At 60.9% G+C, this 12,404-nt stretch carries 10 protein-coding genes; 6 read left to right on the forward strand and 4 right to left on the reverse strand.

The features are described 5' to 3' along the window. Window positions 1-44: 44 nt before the first annotated feature. The gene (gene pobA / locus AB9L16_RS20070) at window positions 45-1,238 is read left to right on the forward strand and encodes a 4-hydroxybenzoate 3-monooxygenase (protein WP_375122601.1); all 1,194 of its coding nucleotides are present in this window, start codon (window positions 45-47) and stop codon (window positions 1,236-1,238) included. Window positions 1,239-1,316: 78 nt separating this feature from the next. Then, complete coding sequence (locus AB9L16_RS20075) at window positions 1,317-2,834, forward strand: MDR family MFS transporter (protein ID WP_095181440.1); 1,518 nt, start codon at window positions 1,317-1,319, stop codon at window positions 2,832-2,834. Between the two features lie 123 nt (window positions 2,835-2,957). Here AB9L16_RS20075 and AB9L16_RS20080 read toward each other — a convergent pair whose 3' ends face one another. The 4 genes from AB9L16_RS20080 to AB9L16_RS20095 form a co-directional block, all read right to left on the reverse strand. Continuing rightward, window positions 2,958-3,806: a cache domain-containing protein gene (locus AB9L16_RS20080; RefSeq protein WP_095181439.1), complete on the reverse strand. Its 849-nt coding sequence runs from the start codon at window positions 3,804-3,806 to the stop codon at window positions 2,958-2,960. A gap of 134 nt (window positions 3,807-3,940) precedes the next feature. After that, window positions 3,941-4,798, reverse strand: a complete 858-nt coding sequence (locus AB9L16_RS20085) for an ATPase (RefSeq protein WP_076563987.1) — start codon at window positions 4,796-4,798, stop codon at window positions 3,941-3,943. Between the two features lie 116 nt (window positions 4,799-4,914). Next, window positions 4,915-5,907: an NAD-dependent epimerase/dehydratase family protein gene (locus AB9L16_RS20090; RefSeq protein WP_375122602.1), complete on the reverse strand. Its 993-nt coding sequence runs from the start codon at window positions 5,905-5,907 to the stop codon at window positions 4,915-4,917. A gap of 99 nt (window positions 5,908-6,006) precedes the next feature. Then, on the reverse strand, window positions 6,007-6,894 hold the full coding sequence (locus AB9L16_RS20095) for a LysR family transcriptional regulator ArgP (RefSeq protein WP_076563989.1): 888 nt from the start codon (window positions 6,892-6,894) through the stop codon (window positions 6,007-6,009). A 96-nt stretch (window positions 6,895-6,990) separates the two neighbouring features. On the opposite strand from AB9L16_RS20095, the gene AB9L16_RS20100 reads away from it, so the two are divergent. From AB9L16_RS20100 to AB9L16_RS20115, 4 genes are all read left to right on the forward strand, one after another. Then, window positions 6,991-7,593, forward strand: coding sequence for a LysE/ArgO family amino acid transporter (locus AB9L16_RS20100; protein ID WP_150637403.1), 603 nt, complete (start codon window positions 6,991-6,993; stop codon window positions 7,591-7,593). 176 nt (window positions 7,594-7,769) lie between these two features. After that, window positions 7,770-8,366 carry a superoxide dismutase gene (locus AB9L16_RS20105; protein ID WP_016773431.1) on the forward strand — a complete coding sequence of 199 codons (597 nt, stop codon included), beginning with the start codon at window positions 7,770-7,772 and terminating at the stop codon, window positions 8,364-8,366. 329 nt (window positions 8,367-8,695) lie between these two features. Continuing rightward, entirely contained in the window at window positions 8,696-10,747 is a 2,052-nt protein-coding gene (locus AB9L16_RS20110; RefSeq protein ID WP_016773430.1) for a bifunctional diguanylate cyclase/phosphodiesterase, read from the forward strand. A 210-nt stretch (window positions 10,748-10,957) separates the two neighbouring features. Continuing rightward, window positions 10,958-12,310 (forward strand): imelysin family protein, encoded by a 1,353-nt coding sequence (locus tag AB9L16_RS20115; RefSeq protein WP_056789973.1) that lies wholly within the window; start codon window positions 10,958-10,960, stop codon window positions 12,308-12,310. Window positions 12,311-12,404 lie beyond the last annotated feature (94 nt).

Genomic DNA, 12,404 nt, shown 5'->3' on the forward strand with positions numbered 1-12,404 from the left:
ATTCACCGGCTGTTGCTGCGTGAAGCTTGCGAGTCATAAAAACAATGAAAACCCTGAAAACCCAAGTCGCCATTATCGGCGCCGGTCCTTCCGGACTGCTCCTCGGCCAGCTGTTGCACAACGCTGGCATCGAAACCCTGATCCTCGAACGCCAGACGCCTGATTACATTCTTGGGCGCATCCGTGCCGGTGTGCTTGAACAAGGCATGGTAGAGCTGCTGCGTGAGGCGGGCGTCGGTCAGCGAATGGATGCCGAAGGCCTGGTTCATGGCGGCTTTGATCTGGCGCTGGACGGGCGTCAGGTGCACATCGATCTGCACGCTCTGACCGGCGGTAAAACAGTAATGGTCTACGGTCAGACCGAGGTCACCCGCGACCTGATGGCCGCTCGTCGGGATGCGGGGGCGCCGACAATTTATCAGGCAAGCAATGTCGTTCCCCACGGCATGAAAAGCGACGAAGCTTTCGTCACCTTCGAAAAGGACGGTGAAAGCTGGCGCGTCGATTGCGATTACATCGCCGGTTGCGATGGTTTCCACGGCGTCGCCCGGCAGTCGATTCCGGCCGATTGCCTGAAGATCTTCGAGCGGGTCTACCCGTTCGGCTGGCTGGGCATTCTCGCCGACACACCGCCGGTTCACGACGAATTGGTCTATGCCCGCCACGAGCGTGGCTTCGCTTTGTGCAGCATGCGTTCGGCCACCCGCACCCGCTATTACCTGCAAGTCCCGGCAGATGAAAACGTCGATGACTGGAGCGATCAGCGTTTCTGGGATGAGCTGAAAAAACGCCTGCCGGATGCCCTCGCGGAAAAACTGGTGACCGGCCCTTCGATCGAAAAAAGCATCGCGCCGCTGCGCAGTTTTGTCGTCGAACCGATGCAATACGGCCGGATGTTCCTGGTCGGCGACGCCGCCCACATCGTCCCGCCCACTGGCGCCAAGGGCTTGAACCTGGCGGCCAGCGATGTCAGCACGTTGTTCAATATTCTGCTGAAGGTCTATCGCGAAGGCCGCACTGATCTGCTGGAAAAATACTCGGAAATCTGCCTGCGCCGGGTGTGGAAAGCCGAACGGTTTTCCTGGTGGATGACGTCGATGCTGCATCGCTTCGACGATCACGATGAGTTCAGCCAGCGCATCAGCGCTTCGGAACTGGACTATTTTGTCAGCTTGCAAGCCGGGCAAAAAACCATTGCAGAAAATTACGTCGGGCTTCCGTACGAGGCTATCGAATAGCTTCCTACCGACTTACACTGCGAGCATCCACCCGCGCGCGATGGCCGCGCGGGTCCATCAATGCCCGCAGGCTCGCCCGTGACCACTCTCAATCAACCTGAAACGCCCAAACCGGCCATTCGCAGCGTGCTGGTCGCCTTGATGATGGCGATCTTCCTCGGTGCGCTGGACCAGACCATCGTCGCCGTATCGATGCCGGCGATCTCCGCGCAATTCAAGGACGTCAGCCTGCTGGCCTGGGTGATTTCCGGTTACATGGTGGCGATGACCGTGGCGGTGCCCATCTACGGCAAACTCGGCGACCTGTACGGGCGGCGCAAACTGATGTTGTTCGGCATGGGCCTGTTCACCCTCGCCTCGCTGTTCTGCGGTATGGCGCAGAGCATGGAGCAACTGGTGCTGGCGCGGATCCTTCAGGGCATCGGCGCCGGCGGCATGATCTCGGTGAGTCAGGCGATCATCGGCGACATCGTCCCGCCACGTGAACGCGGGCGCTATCAGGGTTACTTCAGCAGCATGTACGCCGTGGCCAGCGTCGCCGGCCCGGTGCTCGGCGGCTACATGACCGAATACCTGTCGTGGCGCTGGGTGTTTCTGATCAACCTGCCGCTGGGGCTTGGCGCGTGGTGGGTGGCACGGCGCAACCTGCGCGGCTTGCCGATTCCGCAGCGCAAACCGGTGATCGATTACCTCGGCACGGTGCTGATGATCATTGGTCTCACGGCGTTGCTGCTCGGCATCACCGAAGTCGGCCAGGGTCATTCATGGCGCAGCGGCGAAGTGCTCGGCCTGTTCGCCTGCGCCGTGGTGGTGCTGGCGCTGTTCGTCTGGCATGAACGCCGTGCACGTGAGCCATTGCTGCCGATGCACTTGTTCACCAATCGCAGCGCGCTGCTGTGCTGGTGCACGATCTTCTTCACCAGTTTCCAGGCCATCTCGCTGATCGTGCTGATGCCATTGCGTTTCCAAAGCGTCACCGGCGCTGGCGCCGACAGCGCAGCGCTGCACTTGCTGCCATTGGCGATGGGCTTGCCGATCGGTGCCTATTTCGCCGGCCGCCGCACCTCGATTACCGGACGCTACAAACCGCAGATTCTCACCGGGGCGATCCTCATGCCGATCTCGATTCTCGGCATGGCCTTCAGTCCGCCCCAAGCAACCTTGCTCAGCGGTCTGTTCATGCTGCTCAGCGGCATCGCCGGCGGCATGCAGTTCCCGACCTCGCTGGTCGGCACGCAAAACTCGGTGGAACAACGCGACATCGGCGTCGCCACCAGCACCACCAACCTGTTCCGCTCACTGGGCGGCGCGGTGGGCGTGGCTTTGATGTCGGCGCTGCTGCTGGCGTTGCTGCACCATTCCAGTTTCGCCCACCTGGCGAACAGTTCGCTGATCAGCGAAGGGCATTCGGGCAACGTCCTGCTCGATGGCCTGAACGCCGCACCCGGTGAAGCGCAGAACGCTTTGCGCGCGGAGCTGCTGGTGACCTTCCGCCACTTGCTCTGGGTCAGCACGGCAGTGTCGTTGCTGGGGCTGGCAGCGGCGATTGCCATGCCGAACAACCTGCTGCGCGGACGGGAGCACGGCGCGAAATAATTGCCGCAACAAATACCACTGTGGGAGCGAGCCTGCTCGCGAATGCGCGGTGTCAGCCGACACATAGCTGAATGACACACCGCTTCGCGAGCAGGCTCGCTCCCACAAGGGAACGGTGTTCTCTCAAGGGCTGTAGTAGCCCACCGCGACGAGGAAATGCCCGACCTTTTTCAGGTACGCATGCTTGTCCTCGATCTTGCCGGTCACCGGGTTTTTCCAGCGGTATTCATATTCGCCTTCATCCTGCTTGCCGATCAGCGCCAGAATCGGCTCGCCCACCGGTTTGCCTTCCGGGTCCTTGACCTTGCCAAAATCAGTGTTGATCAAGCGCAGATTGGTGCCGTGGGCGACATAACGCTGGTTGTTCAGATCGACCACGAAGACATACAGGTCATCCTGCAGATATCCGCCCTTGAGCGAGTTGATCGCAACCAGCGTGCCCTTCTCGTCCTTGCCCAGATCCGTCGCGGCTTTGTCCAGCAAGGCCTTGGCCTGCTCAGCCGAAGCCCGTGGCAAGTAGTAACCCACCGCGAGAATGCGCTGCCCGACGCGCTGATAAAACACATGCTTGCGCTCGACCTTGCCGTCGGCCCAATTCTGCCAGCGGTATTCGGCCTGCTGGATGCCGTTGCCTTCCGGCACTTTCAGCGCATCCTTGAACGCCTTCTGCAGATCCGGCCCGAGCACTTCGCTGACATCACGGCCGATCAGCGCCGATGACGGCCCGCCACTGGCAAGCATGACGCCTTTGGTGTCGAGGACGAACACGTAGCGATCCTTGTCGACGAACTCACCCTGGCGGCTGAAGGCGGCGAAGGCCTTGTCGCCATTGTCGTGGTAGTAGGCCAAGGCTTTTTCCAGCAGGGCGATGGCCGCCTGACTGTCATCCTTGGCGGCGGTGGCGGCGCTGGCCTGGCCGAAACCGGCCAACAGAATCAGGCCGAGCCAGGCCACTTTATGCAAAAACCCCATAGCGCATCCCTCGTTCTTTTTGGTGTCTCAAGAGCGTAGACGGCTTGGGCTGATGTACGAGTATTCAGAATGATGCAGGGGATTACAGGCCCCTGTGGTGAGGGGACAAAGCCCTCCGGGCAACAGATCAGTCGCTACGGGCGGGAATTGATCTGCTGCTGGAGATTCTGGATCTGCGCCTGCAAGGTGTTGAGGTTGCGGGTCATCTGCGCGCGGAACGCATCGAACTCGGCGGTATTGCCGCCACCCTGCGGCGCTGCCGGGCGATTGTCCTGCTGACTTTTCAGCACCACGATGTCCTGCTCCAGACGATCGATCGCCGCGCTCGGGTTGCCCTGTTTCTTCAGCGCGGCGATATCGGCACCGAGGCTTTTGAACTGGGCGTCGAAGGCTTTCAACTGCGCATCGACCTTGCTGGTATCGGCGGGGGTGCTTTTGATGGTCGCCAGCTCGGCACTCAAGGCTTTGACCTGAGCCTGCAACTGCGTATTGGCGTTCTGTTGTTCGGTGGTCTGCGCGGTCATCTGCGCCAGCCGCTTGTCCAGTTCGCTGGCCTGCCCGGCCACGCCTTGCTGCTGCTTGCTCTGGTCAAGCAGCTTGCCTTCGAGTTGCTTGATCTGCAGCTTCAGCGCTTCGCTGTCGCTGCTGACGTTGCTCTGGCTGGCGACAACCTTGCCGGAAATATCCTGCAGGCGCCCCGCCGCTTCTTCGCTGATGCGGGCGAAGCTTTCCTGGGTGGCGACCAGTTGCTGTTCCATCAACGAAATCTGCTGGAAGCTCCACCAGGCCAGACCGATGAAGGCGAAAAACAACGCACCGACCAGCGCCCACAGCGGCCCGGTGCTGGCGGCCTTGACCTTGACCACTGGCGCGCTGCGCGAATGCACGGAAGTGCGGGGGCCGGGCGCGATGTCATCGTCATCGAACGGGTCGGCGCGCAGGCTTGGCACGTTATCGAAATCGTCGTCGTGGGCATCGTTTCGCATGGACATTGAGGCAACCTTTGGCAAACGCGGTGATGGCTAAATGCTGCGAAGTATAACCGCCGCAGCCGCAGGCATTGACCCTCAACCCGCAAGGCGGTTCATTGCCGCCCGGCCGAATCGTTTCAACGGATGTCCTGGGCTTTCCACCACGCACAGAACTCATCGAGGGCAGCCCAGAGGCTGACTTTCGGATCGTAGTCGAGATAATGCCGGGCGCGGCTGATGTCGAGGGTGAAATTTTTTTTCATGACCTGCATGCCCAGACGCGACAGGGTCGGCTCCGGGCGTCCCGGCCAGAGCATGCACGCGCCTTCATTGAGCGCCGCGACGCTGTACGCGAGACCGTAGGAGCGATATTTGCGCACCTGATCGACGTCCATCCGGCGCATCACGTAATTGACCACGTCCCACAGCGGCACCGGCGTACCGTTGCTGATGTTGTAGGCCTTGCCCAGCGCAGAACCTTGCGCCAACAAGCTGCAGAGCATGGCTTCGTTGAGGTTCTGCACGCTGGTGAAATCGACCTTGTTCAAGCCGTCGCCGATGATCGCCAGCCGGCCCTTGCGCTGCATCTTCAGCAGGCGCGGGAAGATGCTCATGTCACCGGCACCGGTGACGAAACGCGGGCGCAGGGCGATGGTTTCCAGACCGAATTCCTGGGCACCGAAGACTTTCTGCTCGGCCAGATACTTGGTCGCGGCGTAGGGATGCTTGAAGCGTTTGGGCACTTGCTCTTCGGTCAGGCCTACATGGTCGCGGCCATCGAAATAGATCGATGGCGACGACAGATGCACCAGCCGCCGCACCCGCTGCTTGAGGCAGGCTTCGACGACGTTTTCGGTGACTTCGACGTTGCCCTGATGAAAGTCCTGATAACGCCCCCACACACCGACAGCACCGGCGCAATGCACCACGGCCTCGACATCGCTGCACAGATCCCGCACCAGATCGGCGTCGCTCAGATCGCCCGGCACGAACTCCGCGCCCCGGCGCACCAGATGTTCGACGCTCTCGGCCCGGCGACCGTTGACCCGCACTTCAAGGCCCTGCTCCAGGGCGAAACGCGCAAAGCGCCCGCCAATAAAGCCACTGGCGCCGGTAACCAAAATCTTCATCAAAAACTCCAGGGAAGCAGCTGCAAGCTTCGAGCTTTCAGCTGCAAGTTGAAACGGTACGTGTTCTTGCCGCTTGCAGCTTGACGCTTGTTGCTGCGTTCAAGCCACTAGCCATTGCTTTGAGGAGCGCAGCAGTTGTTCGGTCAGTAGATTGAGCAACTGGCCGCCATTGCGCCAATGATGCCAGTACAGCGGCACGTCGATCGGTTTATCTGGCAGCAATTCGCGCAGCACCCCGCGTTGCAATTGCTCGCGCACTTGCAGTTCCGGCACCAGCCCCCAACCCAGACCGGCTTCGGTCAGGCGGATAAAGCCTTCGGAGGACGGACATAAGTGATGTTCAAACGCGCCGTCGACGCCCAACAGCGCCAGATAGCGATGCTGAAGGAAATCGTCCGGACCGAACACCAGCGCCGGGGTGCGCGGCAGCTGTTCGGCGCGCACGCCATCGGGAAAATGCCGAGCGATGAAGGCCGGACTGGCCAGGGCGCGATAGCGCATGGCGCCGAGCAACACGCTGCGGGCTCCCGCCACCGGCCGCTCGCTGGCACACAGGCATGCGGCCACTTCACCGGCACGCATGCGCTTGAGGCCAACGGTCTGGTCTTCGACGATCAGGTCGAGCAACAAATGCTGCTCGGCGCAGAAATCGCCGACGGCCTCGGCCCACCAAGTGGCGAGGCTGTCGGCGTTGAGGGCGATGCGCAGGCGATCGGGCAGGCCTTCTTCGTCCAGCGCCGGCACCACTGATTGCAAGTCGCGCTCCAGCAGACGCACCTGCTGCACATGGTTGAGCAAGCGTCGGCCGATCTCGGTCGGCGATGGCGGTGTTTCGCGCACCAGCACCGGCTGGCCGACCCGCGCTTCAAGCAATTTGATGCGCTGGGAGATCGCCGACTGCGACAGGCCGAGCACCTGTGCGGCGCGATCGAATCCGGCCTGCTCGACCACAGCGGCGAGCGCGGAAAGCAACTTATAGTCGAACATCAGTTTTCCTAATGGGCGATCAGCACTATTGGTTTTTCTTATACAGCGTCACACCGGAGAATAGCCAGCAAGCACTCTCTTTCAAGGATCTCTCCCATGTGGCAAAGCTACGTAAACGGCCTGTTGGTGGCGTTCGGCCTGATCATGGCGATCGGCACGCAGAACGCTTTCGTCTTGGCGCAAAGCCTGCGCCGTGAACACCATTTGCCGGTGGCGGCATTGTGCGTGGTGTGTGACGCAATTCTGGTCGCGGCCGGGGTGTTCGGCCTGGCGACGATCCTCGCGCAGAACCCGACCCTGCTGGCGATCGCCCGTTGGGGCGGTGCGACGTTTCTGATCTGGTACGGCAGCCAGGCACTGCGCCGGGCCTGCTCGAAACAGAGCCTTGAGCAAGGCGAAAACCAGAGCGTGCGTTCGCTGCGCGCAGTGATGCTCAGCGCGCTGGCGGTGACCTTGCTCAACCCCCACGTTTATCTCGATACGGTATTGCTGATCGGCTCGCTGGGCGCGCAGCAATCGGTGCCGGGCGCTTATGTGGTCGGCGCGGCGAGTGCATCGTTGCTGTGGTTTTTCACCCTGGCCCTCGGCGCGGCGTGGCTGGCACCGTGGCTGGCCCGCCCGAGCACGTGGCGCATTCTCGATCTGGTGGTGGCGTTAATGATGTTCACCGTCGCCGCGCAGTTGATCATCGCCGGATGATTTATTCGCAAAGGCTCTGGAACCTCTATCCCACACAGTTGTTGCGTGGTTAAGGCGCGACCCCGGTGCTATGATCCGAACCCTGCGCCGCAAAGAGTAAAAACTCGCCGGTGCATTTCCGGCCGCCCGTGATCGGCCTTGCGCTCACCGCAACAGACCTGATTAGGAGAATCATCATGGCTTTCGAATTGCCGCCGCTGCCTTACGCACACGATGCCCTGCAGCCGCACATCTCCAAGGAAACCCTGGAGTTCCACCACGACAAGCACCACAACACCTACGTCGTGAACCTGAACAACCTGGTGCCAGGCACCGAGTTTGAAGGCAAGACCCTGGAAGAAATCGTCAAGACTTCTTCGGGCGGCATCTTCAACAACGCCGCTCAGGTCTGGAACCACACCTTCTACTGGAACTGCCTGGCGCCAAACGCCGGCGGTCAACCAACCGGCGCCCTGGCAGATGCCATCAACGCAGCGTTCGGTTCGTTCGACAAGTTCAAGGAAGAATTCAGCAAAACCTCGATCGGCACCTTCGGTTCCGGCTGGGGCTGGCTGGTGAAAAAGGCTGACGGTTCCCTGGCCCTGGCCAGCACCATCGGCGCCGGCAACCCGCTGACCAGCGGCGACACCCCGCTGCTGACCTGCGACGTCTGGGAACACGCTTACTACATCGACTACCGTAACCTGCGTCCGAAGTACGTTGAAGCGTTCTGGAACCTGGTCAACTGGAAGTTCGTGGCCGAGCAGTTCGAAGGCAAAACCTTCACCGCTTAAGCTGCGCGCCAGATGAAAAACCCGGCTTCGGCCGGGTTTTTTTATGCCCGGCGCATGGCGTTTCTCGCACGGTAAAAGCAGCTTCGCGCCGTTTGCCGCCAGCCCCCAGCGGTCTACCATCACAGACAGGAAAAAATCTTTGGCCCAGTGCTCAAGTTGAAGCCAATTGCAACCGACACAGTTAATTCAGAGCTATTACTCAAATGGCGACATTGCGGCCAGGATCACGGCGACTTTTCCCGTGCCCGATTGTCCCTTTGACTGCCAACCCGGGATTGCCAATACTCATGGCAACTTGACGCTACCCGCACGGAACAAGGAATAACCCTTTGAAGCTGGAACTCAAGAACAGCTTGTCGGTGAAGTTGCTCCGGGTCGTGCTCCTGTCGGCATTGATCGTAGGCGTAGTCTTGAGCTGCGCGCAGATTGTCTTCGATGCCTACAAGACCCGTCAGGCGGTTGCCGGCGACGCCGAGCGCATCCTCGACATGTTCCGCGATCCATCGACCCAGGCCGTGTACAGCCTGGACCGGGAAATGGGCATGCAGGTGATCGAAGGGCTGTTCCAGGACGACGCCGTGCGTCAGGCCTCCATCGGCCACCCCAACGAAGCCATGCTGGCGCAGAAATCCCGCGAACTGCAGCATTCCAATAGCCGTTGGCTGACCGACCTGATTCTCGGCCAGGAACGCACCTTCACCACGCAACTGGTCGGCCGTGGCCCCTACAGCGAATATTACGGCGACCTGAGCATCACCCTCGACACGGCCACTTATGGCGAAGGGTTTATCGTCAGCTCAGTGATCATTTTCATTTCCGGCGTGCTGCGCGCACTGGCGTTGGGCCTGGTGCTGTATCTGGTCTATCACTGGTTGCTGACCAAACCGCTGTCACGAATCATCGAGCACCTCACCGAGATCAACCCGGATCGTCCCAGCGAGCACAAGATTCCGCAGATCAAGGGCCACGAAAAAAACGAGCTGGGCCTGTGGATCAACACCGCCAACCAGTTGCTCGAGTCCATCGAACGCAACACCCACCTGCGCCACGAAGCGGAAAACAGCCTGCTGCGCATGGCCCAGTACGACTTCCTCACCGGCCTGCCGAACCGCCAGCAATTGCAGCAGCAACTGGACAAGATTCTGGTGGATGCCGGCAAGCTGCAGCGCCGCGTCGCGGTGTTGTGCGTCGGCCTGGATGACTTCAAGGGCATCAACGAGCAATTCAGCTACCAGACCGGCGACCAATTGCTGCTGGCCCTGGCCGATCGTCTACGTGCCCACAGCGGTCGCTTGGGCGCCCTCGCTCGCCTGGGCGGCGATCAGTTCGCGCTGGTGCAGGCCGACATTGAACAGCCTTATGAAGCAGCAGAACTGGCGCAGAGCATTCTCGATGACCTCGAGGCGCCCTTCGCCCTCGACGATCAGGAAATCCGCCTGCGCGCGACCATCGGCATCACCCTGTTTCCGGAGGACGGCGACAGCACCGAGAAGTTGTTGCAGAAAGCCGAGCAGACCATGACCCTGGCCAAGACCCGCTCGCGCAATCGCTATCAGTTCTATATCGCCAGCGTCGACAGCGAGATGCGCCGTCGTCGCGAGCTGGAAAAAGATTTGCGCGATGCGCTGATCCGCGACCAGTTCTACCTCGTCTATCAGCCGCAGATCAGTTATCGCGATCACCGCGTGGTTGGCGTCGAAGCGCTGATTCGCTGGCAACATCCGGAACACGGGCTGGTGCCGCCGGACCTGTTCATTCCGCTGGCGGAACAGAACGGCACGATCATCGCCATCGGCGAGTGGGTGCTCGATCAGGCCTGCAAGCAATTGCGCGAGTGGCACGATCAGGGTTTTGTCGATCTGCGCATGGCGGTCAATCTGTCCACCGTGCAGCTGCACCACGCCGAGCTGCCGCGGGTGGTCAACAACCTGTTGCAGATGTACCGTCTGCCGCCGCGCAGTCTGGAGCTGGAAGTCACCGAAACCGGCCTGATGGAAGACATCACCACCGCCGCCCAGCATCTGCTCAGCCTGCGCCGCTCCGGTGCGCTGATCGCGATCGACGACTTCGGCACCGGCTACTCGTCCCTCAGTTATCTGAAAAGCCTGCCGCTGGACAAGATCAAGATCGACAAGAGCTTCGTGCAGGATCTGCTCGATGACGACGATGACGCGACCATCGTTCGCGCGATCATCCAGCTGGGCAAGAGCCTGGGCATGCAGGTGATTGCCGAGGGCGTGGAAACCGCCGAGCAGGAAACCTACATCATTTCCGAGGGTTGCCACGAAGGTCAGGGCTACCACTACAGCAAACCGCTGCCGGCGCGGGAGCTGGGTATTTACCTCAAGCAGGCGCAACGCAGCAACGCAGCTATTTTATAAGATCGCAGCCTTCGGCAGCTCCTACATTTGAAATGCGTTCCTCCTGTAGGAGCTGACGAGTGAAACGAGGCTGCGACTTTTGATTTTCATGCGCAAATAAGAAATATTTCCAAGCACGCCTTTACACATAATGCGAAAGATTTGCATTATGTCGCAGTTTTGCGCGCCCCCGGCGCCAGTCCATTCAACTACCGAAGCAGGATGTTCGCCATGATTCGTATGCCTCTGGCTACCGCCAGTCTGCTGGCCATCGCTATTTCCCTCGCCGGTTGCGGCGAAGGCAAGGACAAAGAAAAAGCCTCCGAAATGACTCCGGCTTCCAGCAGCGCTGCTCCAGCCCCTGCCGCTGCACCGGCTCCTGCTGCCGGTAAAGTTGACGATGCTGCCGCCAAGGCCGTGGTCGCGCACTACGCCGACATGGTCTTCGCCGTTTACAGCGATGCCGAATCCACCGCGAAAACCCTGCAAACTGCGGTCGACGCGTTCCTCGCCAAGCCGAATGCTGACACCCTGAAAGCCGCCAAGGCTGCCTGGGTTGCCGCGCGCGTGCCGTACCTGCAGAGCGAAGTGTTCCGCTTCGGCAACACCATCATTGACGATTGGGAAGGTCAGGTTAACGCCTGGCCGCTGGACGAAGGCCTGATCGACTACGTCGACAAATCCTACGAGCACGCACTGGGTAACCCGGGCGCCAGCGCCAATATCATTGCCAACACCGAAGTGCAGGTCGGCGAAGACAAAGTCGACGTGAAAGAGATCACCCCGGAAAAACTCGCCAGCCTCAACGAGCTGGGCGGTTCCGAAGCCAACGTCGCCACCGGCTACCACGCGATCGAATTCCTGCTCTGGGGCCAGGATCTGAACGGCACCGGCCCTGGCGCTGGCAACCGTCCGGCTTCGGACTACCTGGAAGGCGCCGGCGCCACCGGTGGTCACAACGAGCGTCGTCGCGCCTACCTGAAAGCCGTGACCCAACTGCTGGTCAGCGATCTGGAAGAAATGGTCGCCAACTGGAAGCCGAACGTCGCCGACAACTACCGCGCCACCCTGGAAGCCGAGCCAGGCGAAACCGGCCTGCGCAAAATGCTCTTCGGCATGGGCAGCCTGTCCCTGGGTGAACTGGCGGGCGAGCGCATGAAGGTTTCCCTGGAAGCCAACTCCCCTGAAGACGAGCAGGATTGCTTCAGCGACAACACCCACTACTCGCACTTCTACGACGCCAAAGGCGTGCGTAACGTTTACCTGGGCGAGTACACCCGTGTTGACGGCACCAAGATGACCGGCGCCAGCCTGTCGTCGCTGGTGGCCAAGGCCGATCCGGCTGCCGACACCGCGCTGAAAGCCGACCTGGCCGCGACCGAAGCGAAGATCCAGGTCATGGTCGATCACGCCAACAAGGGTGAGCACTACGACCAGTTGATCGCTGCCGGCAACACCGCTGGCAACCAGGTCGTTCGCGACGCCATCGCCGCGCTGGTCAAGCAGACCGGCTCGATCGAAGCCGCTGCGGGCAAACTGGGCATCAGCGACCTGAACCCGGACAGCGCCGATCACGAATTCTGATCGCAGCGTCCGCGTCAAAAAGAGGCGACCTTCGGGTCGCCTTTTTCATTATTGGCACACCACTATCCCTGTGGGAGCGAGCCTGCTCGCGAAG

This window comes from Pseudomonas sp. LW8 (assembly GCF_041956865.1).
GTDB classification, from domain to species: domain Bacteria; phylum Pseudomonadota; class Gammaproteobacteria; order Pseudomonadales; family Pseudomonadaceae; genus Aquipseudomonas; species Aquipseudomonas siliginis.

Excerpts from the sequence above, each read along its gene's own strand:
- pobA (WP_375122601.1), top strand. The coding sequence starts at position 45 with ATGAAAACCCTGAAAACCCAAGTCGCCATTATCGGCGCCGGTCCTTCC.
- AB9L16_RS20080 (WP_095181439.1), bottom strand. The coding sequence starts at position 3,806 with ATGGGGTTTTTGCATAAAGTGGCCTGGCTCGGCCTGATTCTGTTGGCC.
- AB9L16_RS20085 (WP_076563987.1), bottom strand. The coding sequence starts at position 4,798 with ATGTCCATGCGAAACGATGCCCACGACGACGATTTCGATAACGTGCCA.
- AB9L16_RS20090 (WP_375122602.1), bottom strand. The coding sequence starts at position 5,907 with ATGAAGATTTTGGTTACCGGCGCCAGTGGCTTTATTGGCGGGCGCTTT.
- AB9L16_RS20095 (WP_076563989.1), bottom strand. The coding sequence starts at position 6,894 with ATGTTCGACTATAAGTTGCTTTCCGCGCTCGCCGCTGTGGTCGAGCAG.
- AB9L16_RS20100 (WP_150637403.1), top strand. The coding sequence starts at position 6,991 with ATGTGGCAAAGCTACGTAAACGGCCTGTTGGTGGCGTTCGGCCTGATC.
- AB9L16_RS20105 (WP_016773431.1), top strand. The coding sequence starts at position 7,770 with ATGGCTTTCGAATTGCCGCCGCTGCCTTACGCACACGATGCCCTGCAG.
- AB9L16_RS20115 (WP_056789973.1), top strand. The coding sequence starts at position 10,958 with ATGATTCGTATGCCTCTGGCTACCGCCAGTCTGCTGGCCATCGCTATT.